At 44.5% G+C, this 17,432-nt stretch carries 15 protein-coding genes and 1 other annotated feature; all 15 genes read left to right on the top strand.

The window, feature by feature from the left end:
• Positions 1–343: 343 nt before the first annotated feature.
• The 15 genes from MHB63_21075 (at position 344) to MHB63_21005 (ending at position 17,399) form a co-directional block, all read left to right on the top strand.
• Positions 344–4,645, top strand: a complete 4,302-nt coding sequence (locus tag MHB63_21075) for a S8 family serine peptidase (protein MEK3809030.1) — start codon at positions 344–346, stop codon at positions 4,643–4,645.
• Between the two features lie 259 nt (positions 4,646–4,904).
• Positions 4,905–5,834, top strand: a complete 930-nt coding sequence (gene spoIIGA / locus MHB63_21070; protein ID MEK3809029.1) for a sigma-E processing peptidase SpoIIGA — start codon at positions 4,905–4,907, stop codon at positions 5,832–5,834.
• Positions 5,835–6,498: 664 nt separating this feature from the next.
• Entirely contained in the window at positions 6,499–7,218 is a 720-nt protein-coding gene (gene sigE / locus MHB63_21065; GenBank protein MEK3809028.1) for an RNA polymerase sporulation sigma factor SigE, read from the top strand.
• 141 nt (positions 7,219–7,359) lie between these two features.
• Positions 7,360–8,139, top strand: a complete 780-nt coding sequence (gene sigG / locus MHB63_21060; protein ID MEK3809027.1) for an RNA polymerase sporulation sigma factor SigG — start codon at positions 7,360–7,362, stop codon at positions 8,137–8,139.
• 93 nt (positions 8,140–8,232) lie between these two features.
• Positions 8,233–8,496: a YlmC/YmxH family sporulation protein gene (locus MHB63_21055; protein ID MEK3809026.1), complete on the top strand. Its 264-nt coding sequence runs from the start codon at positions 8,233–8,235 to the stop codon at positions 8,494–8,496.
• Positions 8,497–8,582: 86 nt separating this feature from the next.
• Entirely contained in the window at positions 8,583–9,422 is an 840-nt protein-coding gene (gene pgeF, locus MHB63_21050; protein ID MEK3809025.1) for a peptidoglycan editing factor PgeF, read from the top strand.
• On the top strand, positions 9,419–10,087 hold the full coding sequence (locus MHB63_21045; GenBank protein ID MEK3809024.1) for a YggS family pyridoxal phosphate-dependent enzyme: 669 nt from the start codon (positions 9,419–9,421) through the stop codon (positions 10,085–10,087). Before pgeF ends, MHB63_21045 begins: the two co-directional genes overlap by 4 nt.
• 21 nt (positions 10,088–10,108) lie before the next feature.
• On the top strand, positions 10,109–10,549 hold the full coding sequence (locus tag MHB63_21040) for a cell division protein SepF (protein ID MEK3809023.1): 441 nt from the start codon (positions 10,109–10,111) through the stop codon (positions 10,547–10,549).
• 6 nt (positions 10,550–10,555) lie between these two features.
• Positions 10,556–10,819 carry a YggT family protein gene (locus MHB63_21035; GenBank protein MEK3809022.1) on the top strand — a complete coding sequence of 88 codons (264 nt, stop codon included), beginning with the start codon at positions 10,556–10,558 and terminating at the stop codon, positions 10,817–10,819.
• Positions 10,820–10,904: 85 nt separating this feature from the next.
• Positions 10,905–11,675: an RNA-binding protein gene (locus MHB63_21030; protein ID MEK3809021.1), complete on the top strand. Its 771-nt coding sequence runs from the start codon at positions 10,905–10,907 to the stop codon at positions 11,673–11,675.
• Between the two features lie 96 nt (positions 11,676–11,771).
• Positions 11,772–12,284: a DivIVA domain-containing protein gene (locus tag MHB63_21025; protein MEK3809020.1), complete on the top strand. Its 513-nt coding sequence runs from the start codon at positions 11,772–11,774 to the stop codon at positions 12,282–12,284.
• Positions 12,285–12,336: 52 nt separating this feature from the next.
• Positions 12,337–12,566: a binding site (T-box leader), on the top strand.
• Between the two features lie 60 nt (positions 12,567–12,626).
• Complete coding sequence (gene ileS / locus MHB63_21020) at positions 12,627–15,398, top strand: isoleucine--tRNA ligase (protein MEK3809019.1); 2,772 nt, start codon at positions 12,627–12,629, stop codon at positions 15,396–15,398.
• Between the two features lie 171 nt (positions 15,399–15,569).
• A complete protein-coding gene (locus tag MHB63_21015) occupies positions 15,570–15,941 on the top strand; it encodes a TraR/DksA family transcriptional regulator (protein ID MEK3809018.1) in 372 nt (123 codons plus the stop codon).
• A gap of 80 nt (positions 15,942–16,021) precedes the next feature.
• The gene (lspA, locus tag MHB63_21010) at positions 16,022–16,504 is read left to right on the top strand and encodes a signal peptidase II (protein ID MEK3809017.1); all 483 of its coding nucleotides are present in this window, start codon (positions 16,022–16,024) and stop codon (positions 16,502–16,504) included.
• Complete coding sequence (locus MHB63_21005; GenBank protein ID MEK3809016.1) at positions 16,485–17,399, top strand: RluA family pseudouridine synthase; 915 nt, start codon at positions 16,485–16,487, stop codon at positions 17,397–17,399. The genes lspA and MHB63_21005 overlap by 20 nt, the downstream gene beginning before the upstream one ends.
• Positions 17,400–17,432: the final 33 nt, after the last annotated feature.

Here is a 17,432-nt window from a genome sequence, read left to right as displayed (position 1 = left end):
GAGCACTTTGTAAATGGTTAAATTAGGTAAATTATGTTTATTTTTACAGGTTTGTTTTCACCATAGTCCGAATGTCCTTTCAAAAAAACGCTGTGAATCCCAGTGTTCATCGCATCTTTAATAGAGTGAAAAAAGACAGGCGTTCATTTGTCCTGATTTGCAAAACTTTTCTTCTCCGTCAAATCGATCATTTCTGCAAAAGGAATATTTTGGGTGCAAATAATGACAAAATTTTCAAAAAAATTTCTTTACATTTAATGTAACAGCTCAGATTATACATACATTTCAGAGGGAGGGAGGACCTGAGGATCTGCCTACAACATTTTAAGGGGGAATTGAAAGAATGCCGAAGAAATATGGGAAATCGCTCAGTATTTTGTCAATTATGATCCTGCTTTTAACTTTGCTTGCGCCAAGTGTGTCAGTTGCAAGCACAAACGTCAGTACATCAGTGAAAAGTCAGAAAAACATAACGGCTGATAAAGTTTCAAAGAAGGTTGCCGAATCTTTTAAGAAAGAAGAAAAGGTGACGTTTCTCATTAAGCTGAAAGAGCAGGTTGATACAGCAAAAGTTGCAAAGAATGCTGCAAAAACTGAATCTAAAGGATTGCAGGCCAAATATGAGAAACGGTCGGCTGTCGTTTCTTCCCTTCGTGCAAAAGCCTTTGAAACGCAGCATAATCTGAAAACATACTTAACGAAAGAACAAAAAGCCGGAAATGCGAAAGACATAAAATCTTACTATATCGTAAACGGAATGGCTGTCACTGCCACTAAGGAGGTAATGGAAAAAGTTGCATCTTTCCCGGAAGTGGACAAGATCCTTCCAAATGAAGTTCGTCAGCTGAACAAGGTAAAAGAAAAAACATCTGTACAGCAGACAGACACAAACGCATCTCCTGCAGCAACAGAGTGGAACATCAATAAAATAGGTGCTCCTGCAGCATGGGAGATGGGCATCGACGGCAGCGGAACCGTTGTTGCTTCGATTGATACAGGCGTTCAATGGGATCACCCGGCATTAAAAGAAAAATACCGCGGCTTTAATCCAGCTGCACCAAATGCACCGGATCACGAGTTCAGCTGGTTTGATGCTACAGCAAATCAGGGAGCGCCTTACGACGATGATGGGCATGGAACGCACGTAACAGGCACGATGGTAGGCGCAGAGCCAAACGGCAATAATCAAATCGGTGTTGCACCAGGTGCAAAGTGGATTGCTGTCAAAGCATTCACTGCAAACGGCGGAACAGATGCAGATTTGCTTGAGGCAGGAGAGTGGATTATTGCACCAAAAGATGAAGACGGCAACCCGCATCCTGAAATGGCGCCTGATGTCGTCAACAATTCCTGGAGCGGAGGATCAGGGCTCGATGAATGGTACAGGCCAATGGTCAATGCATGGCGTGCTGCAGATATTTTCCCTGAATTTTCTGCAGGCAACACGACTTTATTTAATCCGGGAGGTCCAGGATCCATTGCCAACCCGGCAAACTATCCTGAATCTTTTGCAACAGGTGCAACAGACATCAACAACCAATTAGGAAGTTTTTCACTTCAGGGACCGTCTCCTTATGATGAAACAAAGCCTGATATTGCAGCACCGGGCGTAAACATCCGTTCATCTGTTCCAGGCGGGGTTTACGAAGGCGGGTGGAATGGTACATCAATGGCAGGACCTCACGTTTCTGCTGTAGTAGCCTTGCTGAGGCAGGTTGATTCCTCCATCACGGTAGAGGAAATTGAAAATGTACTGACAACTACAGCAACACCATTGACCGATTCAACTTTTACCAGCTCTCCTAATAACGGATATGGCCATGGACTGGTAAATGCCTATGATGCGGTTTCCTCTCTGATGACAGGTCTTGGAAAAGTAAAAGGACAGGTTGCAAAAGAAGGGGAAGATGCCGAGGCTCCGGTTATGGAACATACTGGGCCGGCAGAGGCATTCGCGGGTATGAATCTTCCTTTAACAGTGAAAGTAACCGATAATATCAGCGTGACAAACGTCTCACTTCAATACCAAAACAACAACGGACAATGGCAGACAGCTGAAGCTGCCAGAGTGTCGGGTGATTTCCTTGATGGAAATTACGAAGCAGTCATTCCCGGTGAGGCATTAGAAGAAGGCACACTTGTCTATAAATGGAAAGCTGTTGATTTTGGCGCAAATGAAGTGGTATCAGAAGAATATGAAATAGCTGTTCAGCCGGGCATTACGACTGGCTATGAGCAGGATTTTGAAACAGGCGCTGCAGGCTGGACTTCTTACGGTGTGAAAAACAGCTGGGAGCATGGAGTACCGGTAAATGGCCCGGGGAATGCAGCTTCAGGTGAAAACGTTTTTGCTACCAACCTTGACGGCGATTACGAAAATGGGGCAAACATGAATTTGCTTATGCCTCCAATTGATTTGCCTGCAGAAGGAGCGGCATTCCTTCAATTCAAGCAGTGGCATGAACTTGAAACGAGATATGATTATGGCCATGTTTTCGTTTCAACGGATCAGGAAACATGGACACAGGCATTGCGGGTAAACGGGGTCACAACAAACTGGATAGATGGTCAGGTTGACCTCAGCCAGTATGCCGGACAGCGGATCTATGTTGCTTTCAATGTAACCTCTGACGGAAGCGTTGTTAAAGACGGATGGTATTTAGACGATGTAAAGCTTTCTGATACTCCGATTGAAATTCAGAACAAAGCATCACTTGGAGTTGAAAGCAAATCTGCAACGGCAGATAAAGCTTCAATAGAGAAAAAAGAAAAAGTGTATCCGAACAAAATCAAACCGGCACCATTCACTGCTGCCAAAGGATTAACTGACCATGGACAGCCTGCTGCCCTGCCGATGAGAGCAGAAGTAAGCATTGTTGAAACAGGAAGATCGACATACTCAAGTCTGCAGGACGGCAGCTATGAAATTGTTCATGGTGCAGGTGAATTTACTCTCCAGGCAGAAGCATACGGGTATGCGACAGAAACCATGCCGATTACAATTGAGAACGACGGCATCACAGAAGCAAACTTTGTTCTTGAAGAACTTCCTCAAGGAACTGTGAGCGGCACTGTGACAAATGAGGCAACAGGCGAGCCGGTTGCAAATGCAACCCTTCTGCTTGTTGAAGATGCAGCCATTACTCCTGTTCAAACGAATGAACAAGGGGAATATTCAATTGAAGCCTATGAAGGAGACTATACGCTGAAAGCGATGGCACCTTCTTATTATGCAAAAGACACAAGAATCACGATTGATGCAGAACAGACAACTGTTCAAAATATTACGCTGAAGCCGTTCATCGGGTATCCTGGTGAGATCGGATATGACGACGGGACAGCTGAAAACGCCAGAGCATTTAATGCAGCAGGCAATGGATGGGCTGTAAAAATGTCTCTTGCTGAAGGAAACGCGAGAGCGATGGTAACAGGCGGACTGTTCAGATTCTGGGATACAGAATGGCCTGTTCCTGGAGGCACTGAGTTCCAGGTTGCCATTTACGATGCTTCAGGAACGGACGGGGCACCTGGCAAAAAGCTTGCCGGACCAATCAATGCAGAAGCGCTGCGCAACGGAGAATGGACAATGGTCAACTTACTTGACCAGGGTGTAGTTGTGGACGGCGATTTCTATATGGTTTACATTCAAACAAAAGCAAACCCTAATTCGCCTGGACTTGCAACCGATGAAGATGGCGAAAATGCCGGACGCAGCTGGCAAATGGTCAGCGGAGCCTGGTCACCTTCACCTGCTGAAGAAGGAAACTACATGATCAGGGCGATTGTGGACTATGAAGTGACTGCACCAGAAATTACGTCACCTAAAGACGGTTCGTTCACAAACAAAGAAACGGCTGTTGTAGAGGGTAAAGCATCACCGACAACCACTGTTCATATTTTTAACGGAGAAACAGAGGCAGCTGCTGTACAAGCTTCAGAAAACGGCACATTCCGGGCAGAAGTCCTGCTGAATACAGGTGAAAATGTTCTGACTGCCAAGTCCAGCACAGATGCAGGCATGTCAGATGCATCTAATGCAGTAAAAGTGACGCTGGACAAAACAAAACCGGCATTCACAGTTGAAAATCCTAAAGACGGACAAAAGCTGAACACGGAAGCATTAACAGTCAGCGGAACAGTTTCAGATGACAATTTGGACTGGGTAAAAGTGAATGGACAAAAAGCAGCCGTCAAGGACGGTACATTCTCTAAACGGATTCTGCTTGAAAACGGTGAGAATCTGATTACTGTTCTTGCAGCGGATAAAGCAGGAAACCGTTTAAAGAAAACCGTCAAAGTATATGTGAAATATGATGCACCGGTCATTGAAAATCTAAAACCTGCCGAGGATAAATACATCAAGTCCGGTGAAAGCGTGAAAATAGAATTTGACAGCGAAGAAGATCTGGATGCAACGTTCGTTCTTCATATGCCTCTCACAAATGCGCGCATCCAGAATGCAACAGAGCTTCCGCTGAGAGAAACGTCACCAGGACATTACGAGGGCTACTACACGGCAACATCCAATATGAAAGCTGACGGTGCGAGAATCGAAGTCATTGCAAAAGATGATTACGGCAACGAAACAAGAGCCGTCGCAGATGGCAAACTGTTTATAAACGGAAAAAAACCTGCTAAGAAATAAGCTCACAAAGAACTCTCATTCCAATTGCGGAATGAGAGTTTTTGTTTTATATTGCCGCAGCTGATCTGCATACAGAATTCTTTATGCCAATCCACCTTTTTCCATCGACAAATAGCAATGATATCTATCAAAAATACTCTATTTTATCGGCAGTAACTGACAGACTTCACCTGCTGTGCTCAGCTATACTATTACTATCCAATCGGACAGCGCCCTTATTTTTTCTTAGATGTGAAAACCTCAGGGGAAGGAGTTTAACGTGGCCATTTATTTGGATGTAATCTGGTTTTTGAATTTTTCTTTTGATCTTTTCCTGCTGCTTTTGACGAATATTTTGCTGAAGCAGAAACTGATGAAGATCAGGATTTTGATTGGAGCCTTGATTGGATCTGGCATCGTTGTCCTTCTGTTCACTCCTTTTTCACCCATTGCAACGCATCCGTTAGGCAAGTTATCCGTTTCTGTCTTCATGATACTGGCAGCCTTTGGATTTAAGAGGTTTAAGTATTTCGCCAAGTGTCTGCTTACTTTTTATTTCGTTACTTTTATGGTAGGCGGGGCCATGATGGGGGCCCATTATTTTATTCAGACGGAAATCGGATTTGCAGACGGAATTTTAATGACAAACTCAGGAGGTTTTGGCGATCCTGTCAGCTGGCTGTTTGTCATCGCCGGCTTTCCTGCAGCCTGGTATTTTTCAAGAAAAAGGCTTGATGACCTTGAGATGAAAAAGATTCAATATGACATGATTGTCTCGGTTCACGTCAAGATTGGGGAAGCATCGTTTACACTGAAGGGCCTGATAGACAGCGGAAATCAGCTTTATGATCCCATCTCAAAGTCCCCGGTCATGATTGCAGATGCCAATAAGCTAAAAGGGCATGTTCCGGATGCGCTGCTTGATATAGCGCTTCAGGAAGATGTGATGGCGGCTTTAACCGCGTCAAGTGAATCTCATTCTATGGATAACAGAGTAAGAATCATTCCGTTTCGGGTCGTCGGAAAATCAAATCAGTTTTTAATCGGTCTAAAACCGGATGAGGTCATTGTGACAACAAAAGATGAAACGATTCTTGCTTCGAAAACGATTATCGGGCTGAACCAAACAAGCCTGTCGCCTGAAGGAGAATATGACTGCATCGTTCATCCCAAAATGCTTCAGAGCGGAGCCGTGCAGGACGTTTCATAAAGATTTCCACTGCTTGATGGTTCCGAACGCAGTGATAAGTGCCATCAAACCAGAAAATCCAGCGCTTGATGGTTCTGAACGCAGTGATAAGTGCCATTAAAGCAGACTATCCAGCGCTTGATGGTTCTGAACGCAGTGATAAGTGCCATCAAAACAGAATTGCCGCCGCTTGATGGTTCTGAACGCAGCAATAAGTGCCATCAAACCAGAATTTTAACCGCTTGATGGTTCTGAACGCAGTGATAAGTGCCATCAAACTATAATATCCAACGGTTGATGGTTCTGAACGCAGTGATAAGTGCCATCAAACCAGAATTTTAACCGCTTGATGGTTCTGAACGCAGCAATAAGTGCCATCAAACCAGAATTTTAACCGCTTGATGGTTCTGAACGCAGCAATAAATGCCATCAAACCAGAGTATCCTCCGCTTGATGGTTCTGAACTTAGCGATAAGTGCCATCAAACAAAAATATCCACCGCTTGATGGTTCTGAACGCAGCAATGAGTGCCATCAAACTATACTATCCACCGCTTGATGGTTTTGAACGCAGTGATAAGTGCCATCAAACCAGAATATCCACTGCTTGATGGTACCGAACTCAGCTTTATCATTATCCTGTAGTAGTGTACTCAGCTGTAAAGGAAAATAGAAGGGAGAGAATCATGAAAAAACTAAAATTGCAGATTACGTATCTCTGGTATAAATTGCTGATGAAGCTGGGCCTGAAAACGGATGAAATTCATTATATCGGAGGAAGCGAAGCACTTCCGCCCCCGCTCACAAAGGATGAAGAAGAAGTCCTTCTGAAAAAACTGCCGGGAGGCGATCAGGCAGCACGCTCCATTCTGATTGAAAGAAATTTAAGGCTTGTCGTCTATATTGCCAGGAAGTTTGAGAATACAGGCATTAACATTGAAGATTTGATCAGCATCGGAACAATTGGACTAATCAAAGCTGTCAACACCTTTAATCCGGAAAAAAAAATCAAGCTTGCCACCTATGCATCAAGATGCATAGAGAATGAAATTCTGATGTATCTGAGAAGAAACAACAAAATCCGGTCTGAAGTTTCATTTGATGAACCATTAAATATCGACTGGGACGGAAACGAGCTGCTCCTCTCGGATGTTCTTGGAACAGAAGAAGACATCATCACAAAAGATCTTGAAGCAAATGTGGACCGCAAACTTCTCCTTAAAGCTCTTCAGCAGCTGAATGACCGGGAAAAACAGATCATGGAACTGCGGTTTGGCCTTCAGGGAGGAGAAGAAAAAACGCAAAAAGACGTCGCGGATATGCTCGGGATCTCCCAGTCCTACATATCCAGGCTTGAAAAGAGAATTATCAAAAGATTGCGCAAAGAATTCAATAAAATGGTCTAAAAAAATATTATCCGCCGAATTTCCAGTTCCTGTATGCTTTGGAGGCACTTCCGACATTTTTGGCTTTTGGACATGTGCATATTTTTCCCACCTAAGGAGATACTTAACTCTGTACAGCAGCTCCTGTTAGGAGGGAAAGATGTGGCAAGAAATAAAGTTGAAATATGCGGAGTAGATACTTCCAAACTTCCAGTCCTGAAAAATGAGGAAATGAGAATCCTGTTCCGCGAGATGCAAAGCGGCAATTCGGATGCACGGGAAAAGCTCGTGAACGGGAATCTTCGCTTGGTTTTGAGCGTCATTCAGCGATTTAACAACCGCGGTGAGTTTGTCGATGACCTGTTTCAAGTTGGCTGTATTGGACTTATGAAATCCATTGATAATTTCGATCTTGGCCAGAATGTAAAATTTTCAACTTATGCTGTACCGATGATTATTGGAGAGATCAGGCGCTATCTGCGCGATAACAATCCGATCCGGGTTTCCAGATCTCTTCGTGATATTGCCTACAAAGCTTTGCAGGTCAGAGAACAATTGATGAGCAAAACCTCAAGAGAACCGACCGCGGAAGAAATATCCCGGGTACTGGAAGTCCCGCATGAAGAAATCGTCTTTGCACTGGATGCCATCCAGGACCCGGTGTCGCTTTTTGAACCGATTTACAACGATGGCGGGGATCCAATCTATGTCATGGATCAGCTCAGTGACGAAAAAAACCGCGATTCACACTGGATCGAAGAAATTGCTTTAAAAGAGGGAATGCGCAGGCTTAATGAGCGTGAAAAGCTCATATTGAGAAAACGGTTCTTCCAGGGAAAAACCCAAATGGAAGTGGCGGAGGAAATCGGCATCTCACAAGCGCAGGTCTCAAGGCTTGAAAAAGCTGCTATCAAACAAATGAATAAGAATATACAGAATTAGAGCCGTCTCTCAGGACGGCTCTTTTTCATGAAATGAAGGGCATAGAACGCTCATATTCATACATATAGTTAAGTAAGACGGGGGGCGGATGCGATGATGAATATATCTGAATTTCAGACAAAAGATGTTGTCAATGTTTCAGATGGAAAGAAGCTCGGAATGGTATCGGATTTTGATATAAATGTAACGACGGGGAAAATTCAGGCTGTCTTTATCAGCGGGCCTGGCAAGGTACTCGGTTTTTTCGGCAAGGAGGAAGAAGTCGTCGTACCGTGGAGAAACATTGTCAAAATCGGGGAAGATGTGATTTTAGTCCGTGTAAATAGGGAAATAGACCAAAACAGCGAATTAATTTAACAATCTTCTGTCGGAATGGGAAAGATGTGGTAAAATATAGTCGTATATAAATTGCACCAAACAGCAAACAGAAGGAATGATCATTTATGACTCAGAATCCGCTTAATCTTCAGCATGAAACATACTTAAACAGCCCGGACTGGGAACAATTAAATGAAGATCTCGTTATTGGATTTACAACAAAAAACGGGGGAGTCTCAAGCGGTCACTTTCAGTCTCTGAATCTTGGCCTCCATGTCCACGACGATCCCGCAAGTGTAACAGAAAACAGAAAGATCCTTGCATCAGCCGTGAATATGCCTCTTGAACACTGGGTTTATGCAGACCAGGTTCATGACAGCAGCATTTATAAAGCACGCAAGGAAGACGGTTCAAAAGGGACAATGAATTATGCTTCGGCTGTTCCGGGAACAGACGGCCTATACACAGATGAAGAAGGCCTGATGCTTTCTCTCTGCTACGCAGACTGTGTGCCTCTTTTCTTCTATGAGCCTGAAAAAAGGCTGGTCGGCACTGCTCATGCAGGCTGGAAAGGTTCAGTCCTTGATATTGGGGGCAAAATGGCCAGAACGTGGACCCGGAAGGAAGGCGTCTCGGCACAATCCATTTATGCCATCATCGGACCATCCATCGGATCTTGCTGCTATACCGTTGATGATTATGTCATTGACAGAGTGAACAAAGCGCTGTCTAAAGCTTTCCCTTCTCCATATGAAGAGGTGTCTGCCGGGCAGTATTCGCTTGACTTAAAGCTGCTCAACAAATATTTGCTGTTGAATGCAGGTCTGAGCGAGTCCCGCATATTGACAAGCCCGCTTTGTACAAGCTGCGAATCTTCCCTGTTTTTTTCACACAGGAGAGATCAGGGCAAGACCGGAAGAATGGCTGGATTTATCGGTTTAAAGGGGAGGCAAAAACAACTGTGAGCGTCAAACAGAACTTAGAGGAAATACGTGCAAGAATTAAACATACATGCAGCAAAACAGACCGCAATCCGGATGAGATCAGACTGATTGCCGTCACAAAATATGTCAGCATTGAACGGGCGAAAGAAGCTGTTGAAGCAGGCATTGCACATCTTGGCGAAAACAGAAATGAAGGTCTTGCCGAAAAATACGAAGCTATAGGAAACAGTGCTTCATGGCATTTTATCGGAACCCTTCAGACGAGAAAAGTAAAAGACATGATTGATAAAGCAGACTACATACATTCCCTGGACAGGCTCTCGCTTGCTAAAGAAATTGACAAGCGGGCCGATGATAAAGTAAAGTGCTTCATTCAAGTGAATACGTCGGGAGAAGAATCCAAGCATGGCATGACACCTGAGGAAGTTCTCCCATTTGTTAAGGAGCTTGAGAATTATCCGAACATTCTTGTCGTCGGATTAATGACTATGGCGCCTAACACAGATGATGAACATGTATTGAGAGAATCCTTCAAAAGGCTCCGTACATTACGAGGGGAAGTAAAGTCCCTTCATCTGCCGTATGCACCTTGCAGTGAGCTTTCTATGGGAATGTCGAATGACTTTGAAATAGCGGTTGAAGAAGGCGCTACTTTCATCCGCATCGGCTCAGCCCTGGTTGGATAAGAAATCGGAGGTGTCACGTACATGAGTATTAAAAATAAGTTTAAAAGCTTTTTTGCCCTTGATGAGGAAGAATATGAATACGTTGAGCAGGAGAGGCATCAGGACTATGATTACGAGGAAGAACAGCCATTTCCTCCAAAGCCGCAGCAGACCAAACAGAATGTTGTCAGTTTGCAAAGTGTTCAGAAATCATCTAAAGTGGTTTTATGCGAGCCGAGAGTTTACGCTGAAGCTCAGGACGTTGCCGATCAGCTGAAGAACAGACGGGCAGTTGTTGTCAATCTGCAGCGCATTCAGCATGATCAGGCAAAGCGCATTGTAGACTTTTTAAGCGGAACTGTGTACGCTATAGGGGGAGACATTCAGAAGATCGGAGCGAATATTTTCCTGTGCACACCGGATAACGTTGATGTTGCAGGTTCGATTTCAGAAATTGTCTCGGAAGAAGATCAGAGGTGGTAAAATTAAATGGGCGTAGTAGCTGATGTTTTATTTACGTTGTTGCAGGTTTACTCTTATGCGATTATTATTTATATCTTGCTTTCATGGTTTCCGAATGCAAGAGAAAGCAGTTTCGGACAGCTGCTTGCTAAAATTGTAGAGCCGTACCTTGAACCTTTCCGCAGGTTTATTCCGCCGCTTGGCATGATTGACATCTCACCAATTGTTGCACTTCTTGCCCTGCGATTTGCAGGATACGGGCTTAACTCAATCTTCACAATGATTGGATAAGATACAGGCGGTGCCGTACATAACGGCACTGTTTTCATTTTGGCTCCAATTTATAGGAGCTTAACGAAAAGGCTGGAAGATAAGCATGGACCACATTTATCAGCACTTCAGAGAGGAAGAACGGCATTTTATCGATCAGGCGGCTGAATGGAAAGAAAGTGTCTTGACCAATTATTCTCCAAAGCTGACCGATTTTCTCGACCCGAGGGAGCAGGAGATGGTGAAAGCCGTTGTCGGGTCAGGAGAAGACGTTCGACTTCAGTTTTCGGGCGAGGATATGGAACGGAAGCGGGCGCTGCTCTATCCGGACTACTTTACTCCTTCCCATGATGATTTTCAGCTGTCCCTGCTTGAGATCGGGTATCCGTCTAAGTTTGTTGCCATCGAGCACCGGCAAGTATTGGGTTCTTTAATGTCACTCGGGCTCAAACGTTCAAAATTCGGCGACCTGCTGTTTTCAGGTGACCGGATCCAGCTGGTTGCTGCAAAAGAAACAGAAGCTTTTCTTTTGATGAATTTGACTGAAATTGGCCGGGCAAAGGTTTCGCTGAAAGCACTTGATTGGAGTGAGCGCATCCTCCACGTGGAAGAAATGCTTGAAAAAACAGCGACCGTGAGCTCGTTAAGGCTTGATGCTGTTGCAGCATCTGTCTATAACATTTCCCGGCAAAAAATTGGCGCACTGATTCAATCCGGGTATGTGAAAGTAAACTTTCGGGTCATCGAGCAGCCGTCATTTGAATGCAGAGAAGGAGACACGCTTTCTGTAAGAGGCCACGGCAGATCCAAACTGTTGTCGATTGATGGCAGGACAAAGAAAGATAAGTGGAAAATCTCATACGGGATTCAAAAATAAATTTGGGAAAATAGAAGGATTTTTGCCTTTTCTGTCAAAATATGAATTATACTTGAAGAAAGATCGATTGATCAATACATACTGGAGGTGGCAGAAGTGCCGTTAACACCGCTTGATATTCATAACAAAGAATTTAACAAAGGGTTCCGGGGCTATGACGAGGACGAAGTCAATGAATTCCTCGACCAGGTCATCAAAGATTATGAGCTTGCCATCCGCGAGAAAAAAGAACTCGAAAACAAAGTGACTGAACTTAACGAACGTATTGGTCATTTTTCAAATATCGAGGAAACACTTAATAAATCCATTCTTGTAGCGCAGGAGGCCGCTGAGGAAGTCCGCCGACACGCACAAAAGGAAGCGAAGCTGATTGTGAAGGAAGCAGAGAAAAACGCTGACCGGATCATCAATGAATCCTTGTCTAAATCAAGAAAAATAGCCGTTGAAATCGAAGAGCTGAAAAAGCAGTCGAAAGTTTTCAGGACCCGCTTCCAGATGCTGATTGAAGCACAGCTTGACCTTCTTAAAAATGATGACTGGGATCACCTCCTTGAGTATGAACTGGAATCATTATATGAAGAGCGCGAAGAATCAAAGGTGCAGTCTTGACTTTGAAGCACCATTTCACATATAATTTGATGACTACTATATTATAAATGATTAAAAAACCATGACAGGGACAGTAGCAGTATGAAGTCTTTCAAAGCGAGCCGGAGATGGTGCGAGTCCGGCAAAGAAGCAAACTTGCGAAAATCACCCTCGAGTTTTTTTGCTGAACCTATAGAATCAGTAAGCAAAAACGCGTTATTCACGTTACGAATCTCAAAGAGGATAAGCGTTTTTTAGCTTGTCTAAAAGGGTGGTACCGCGAGAAACCTTCTCGTCCCTTCTGGGATGAGAAGGTTTTTTGTGTTTTTTCTGCCCCATTACAAACTGTCTGGAGGAATACCGATGGAGTACAAAGATACCCTGCTGATGCCGAAAACCGAATTTCCGATGAGAGGAAACCTTCCTAACCGTGAACCGCAAATGCAGGAAAAATGGGAAGAAATGACGATTTATCAAAAAGTGCAGGAGCGCACAAAAGACCGCCCGATGTTTATTCTTCATGACGGACCGCCGTATGCAAATGGAGATATCCACATGGGCCATGCACTGAACAAAGTGCTGAAGGATTTTATCGTCCGCTATAAATCCATGAGCGGCTACAACGCTCCGTACGTTCCCGGCTGGGACACACATGGTCTGCCGATTGAAACGGCTCTGACTAAAAACAAAAAAGTAAACCGAAAAGAACTAAGTGTAGCCGAATTCCGCAAGCTGTGCGCAGAGTATGCGTGGGAGCAGATCAACAATCAGCGGGAGCAGTTTAAGCGTCTCGGTGTTCGCGGAGACTGGGAAAACCCTTATGTGACGCTGAATCCGGAATACGAAGCACAGCAAATCAAAGTGTTCGGTGAGATGGCAAAGAAAGGGTACATCTATAAAGGATTAAAGCCGGTTTACTGGTCACCTTCCAGTGAGTCTGCTCTTGCAGAAGCTGAAATCGAGTATTATGACAAACGCTCTGCTTCTATTTATGTAGCATTTACTGTTGCACAGGGAAATGATGTGCTGAATGGCGGAGAAAAAATCATTATCTGGACGACTACTCCGTGGACGATTCCTGCAAACCTTGGCATTGCCGTTCATCCGGACCTTGAGTATACGGTGGCAGATGTGGACGGGGAATCATTCGTTGTTGCATCCGCATTGCTTGAAACGGTAGCTAAAGAACTTGAGTGGGCAGACTATAAGGCTGTCAAAACATTCAAAGGCGCAGAAATTGAAAAAGTGTCTGCAAAGCATCCGCTTTATGACCGCGAATCACTTGTTGTTTTAGGAGAACATGTAACGACAGATGCAGGTACGGGCTGTGTTCATACTGCACCAGGTCATGGTGAAGACGACTTTATCGTCGGCCAGAAATACGGTCTTGATGTCCTTTGTCCGGTTGATGAAAAAGGCCATATGACAAGCGAGGCACCAGGGTTTGAGGGCATGTTCTATGATGCTGCCAACAAACCGATCACTGAAAAGCTTGAAGAAGCAGGAGCACTGCTCAAGCTTTCTTTCATCACACACTCATACCCTCACGACTGGAGAACGAAAAAACCGACCATTTTCCGTGCAACTGCCCAGTGGTTTGCATCCATCAAGGATTTCCGCGAGGATCTTCTTCAGGCAGTAAAAGAAACGAAATGGGTTCCTGCCTGGGGCGAGACAAGATTGTTCAATATGGTTCGCGACCGCGGGGACTGGTGTATTTCCAGACAGCGTGCATGGGGGGTTCCGATCCCTGTCTTTTATGCAGAAAACGGAGAGCCGATTATTACGGATGAAACAATCAATCATGTTTCCGACCTGTTCCGCGAGCACGGTTCAAACATCTGGTTTGAACGTGAAACAAAAGATCTTCTTCCTGAAGGGTTCACGCATCCGGGCAGCCCGAACGGAAACTTCACGAAAGAACAGGACATCATGGATGTCTGGTTCGACTCTGGTTCTTCCCATCAGGCAGTATTGCTTGAAAGAGATGACCTGCAGCGTCCGGCAGACCTTTATTTGGAAGGCTCTGACCAATACCGCGGCTGGTTTAACTCTTCCCTGTCCACAGGTGTTGCTGTAACAGGAAAAGCTCCATATAAAGGCGTTCTCAGCCATGGTTTTGCACTGGACGGAGAAGGGCGCAAAATGAGTAAGTCTCTTGGGAACGTTGTGCTGCCTTCAAAAGTTATGAACCAGCTTGGGGGAGACATTCTTCGTCTTTGGGTAGCGTCTGTTGACTATCAGGCTGATGTAAGAGTTTCAGACAACATTCTGAAGCAAGTAGCAGAGGTGTACAGAAAAATCCGCAATACGTTCCGTTTCCTTCTTGGTAACCTTGCTGATTTTAACCCTGAAACAGATGCCCTCGCGTTTGACGAGCTGCGCGATGTTGACCGTTACATGATGGTGAAGCTGAATAAACTGACAGACAAAGTGAAAAAATCGTATGAAGACTATGAGTTCGCTGCTATTTTCCACGCGGTTCATAATTTCTGCACGATTGAACTCAGCTCCTTCTATTTGGATTTCGCTAAAGATGTTCTCTACATCGAAGCTCCTGATAACAAAGAGCGCCGCGCCATTCAGACCGTTCTTTATGACACGCTGCTTTCACTTGTCAAGCTTGTTGCGCCGATCCTTCCTCATACAGCTGATGAAGTATGGGCACACATCGACTCTGTTTCAGAAGAAAGCGTTCAGCTGACAAATATGCCTGAAAGCAAGGAAATTGCCGGTGCTGACGTGCTTGAGAAGAAATGGGATGCTTTCATGGAGCTTCGCGATGATGTCTTAAAGGCACTTGAAGCAGCCCGCAATGAAAAAGTAATCGGCAAATCGTTAACTGCAAGCATCGAAGTATATGCGAACGGGGAAGCGAAACAATTGCTTGAATCAATTGATGAAAACTTAAAGCAGCTGTTCATTGTATCAGGCTTTAAGCTTGCTGGAAATTATGAGGACGCTCCGCAGGATGCACATACTTGCGACAAAGTGAAAATCACAGTTAAACCTGCTGAAGGCGAAACGTGTGAAAGATGCTGGGTTGTCACAACCGATGTGGGCGAAAATGAAAATCACAAAACACTGTGCACGCGCTGTGCAGCAATTGTTGACGAACATTATACGACTGCTTAAACATAGAAAACCGCTGAATTGTTCAGCGGTTTTTTTGTGTATTTTTTCCTGTTAGCTAAGCGGCTGATTCCGCTTTTCTTATTCCCTCCACAGGAAAATTCTTAAAAGCGTGAGGAGTTTCAAACCGGATAGACTATAGGTACAAAGCCAAGCCACAAGGAGATGTCCGCTATGAGTATAGATGCTATCTGGCATGAGCTTCAATTGATGCAGCGAGAGCTTAAGTCAAGGCTTTTTGATCATTGTCTGTTTGATATGGAGACAGAACAGCCTCATTTATTTTATCCATACAAAGAAAAAACAATTATGGGACATGTAAAAGAAGAGCTGAATGACGTTGAGAGAGCGCTCTTGAAAATAAAAAACGGAACGTACGGCATTTGTGAAGAAACCGGCCTTGCAATTGAACTTGAGAAATTAGCGATTATCCCCACTGCAAGAAGCATTCATGATTTTGCTTTTCAGGAACTGTATGAACGAAAATCCCTGCCTCACATGAATTATCATCCACCCCTCTATTCAGAAGCAGAAGAATATATGTAATACCTTCAGACAAGCTTTGCTCTTCTATTTTGCCTGTGATACAATTCAGAAGTATATTATAGGAAAGTTGGGGAAAGCTTGTGCTTTATTATCTCATCGCACTTGTGATTATTGCTCTGGATCAGCTGACAAAATGGCTGATTGTGAAAGAACTTGAAATCGGGGAAAGCATACCGGTTATTGAAAATGTCCTGTATATTACCTCACATCGGAATCAGGGAGCTGCCTGGGGAATTCTTCAGGGCCAGATGTGGTTTTTTTACGTGATTACGGTTATTGTAGTAGCCGGCCTGGTTGTTTATATCCAAAAATATACAAACGGCAGCCGTCTGATGGGGATTGCCCTCGGCTTAATGCTCGGCGGTGCGATCGGGAACTTTATTGACAGAGTGATCCATCAGGAAGTGGTTGATTTTGTCCAAACCTATATTGGTACATACCCGTTTCCAATTTTCAATGTAGCGGATTCTGCACTTTGTGTGGGAGTGGCGCTGCTCTTTATCGTCATGCTTTTAGATGGGAAACAAGAGAAGGAGAAAGTGAATGAACAGCATAGAAATTAAGATTGATGACAGCAATAAATATGAACGCCTTGATAAGCTGCTTGCTTCGGAAAATGCAGACTGGTCAAGAAGCCAGGTCCAGATCTGGATTAAAGAAGGACACGTGAAAGTAAATGACGGGGAGTCAAGAAGCAATTATAAAGTTCAGCCCGGCGATACGGTCACTCTTCTCATTCCGGACCCTGAACCGCTTGATGTTCTGCCGGAAGAAATGAATCTTGATGTTTATTATGAAGATGCAGACGTTCTTGTTGTCAATAAACCTAAAGGAATGGTTGTGCATCCTGCACCGGGACATTTGTCAGGGACGCTTGTCAATGGACTGATGGCCCACTGCAAGGACCTTTCCGGCATTAACGGCGTCATGAGACCGGGCATTGTCCACCGGATTGATAAAGATACATCAGGACTTCTGATGGTTGCCAAAAATGACATGGCGCACGAGTCACTGGTTAATCAGCTTGTAGAAAAATCGGTTACAAGACGTTATCAGGCGATTGTTCATGGGATTATTCAGCATGACAAAGGGACAGTTGATGCTCCGATCGGCCGCGATAAACAGGACCGCCAGAGTATGACGGTTACAAATGAGCACAGCAAGGACGCTGTCACTCATTTTCATGTTCTTGACCGCTTTGCAGGCTACACGCTGATTGAGTGCCAGCTTGAGACAGGCAGAACGCATCAGATCAGAGTTCATATGAAATACATCGGTTTCCCTATTGTCGGCGATCCGAAATACGGCCCGAAAAAAACGCCGAATATCGGAGGCCAGGCGCTTCATGCAGGCGTTCTCGGCTTTAAGCATCCCCGCACGGGCGAGTACCTTGAATTTAATGCTCCGCTCCCTGCTGAATTTAAGCAGGTAATCGAAGATCTGAAAAAAAGTCATTGACACAAGCCATATGATTTGTCATAATAGCCGTAG

The sequence above is a fragment of the Bacillus sp. FSL H8-0547 genome, assembly GCA_038002745.1.
Taxonomy (GTDB): Bacteria; Bacillota; Bacilli; order Bacillales; family Bacillaceae; genus Bacillus_P.
The sequence above is the reverse complement of the archived record's forward strand: the minus strand, read 5'-3'. Positions and strand labels throughout refer to the sequence as shown.

Excerpts from the sequence above, each read along its gene's own strand:
- MHB63_21075 (MEK3809030.1), top strand. The coding sequence starts at position 344 with ATGCCGAAGAAATATGGGAAATCGCTCAGTATTTTGTCAATTATGATC.
- sigE (MEK3809028.1), top strand. The coding sequence starts at position 6,499 with ATGAAAAAACTAAAATTGCAGATTACGTATCTCTGGTATAAATTGCTG.
- MHB63_21055 (MEK3809026.1), top strand. The coding sequence starts at position 8,233 with ATGATGAATATATCTGAATTTCAGACAAAAGATGTTGTCAATGTTTCA.
- pgeF (MEK3809025.1), top strand. The coding sequence starts at position 8,583 with ATGACTCAGAATCCGCTTAATCTTCAGCATGAAACATACTTAAACAGC.
- MHB63_21040 (MEK3809023.1), top strand. The coding sequence starts at position 10,109 with ATGAGTATTAAAAATAAGTTTAAAAGCTTTTTTGCCCTTGATGAGGAA.
- MHB63_21035 (MEK3809022.1), top strand. The coding sequence starts at position 10,556 with ATGGGCGTAGTAGCTGATGTTTTATTTACGTTGTTGCAGGTTTACTCT.
- MHB63_21030 (MEK3809021.1), top strand. The coding sequence starts at position 10,905 with ATGGACCACATTTATCAGCACTTCAGAGAGGAAGAACGGCATTTTATC.
- ileS (MEK3809019.1), top strand. The coding sequence starts at position 12,627 with ATGGAGTACAAAGATACCCTGCTGATGCCGAAAACCGAATTTCCGATG.
- MHB63_21015 (MEK3809018.1), top strand. The coding sequence starts at position 15,570 with ATGAGTATAGATGCTATCTGGCATGAGCTTCAATTGATGCAGCGAGAG.
- MHB63_21005 (MEK3809016.1), top strand. The coding sequence starts at position 16,485 with ATGAACAGCATAGAAATTAAGATTGATGACAGCAATAAATATGAACGC.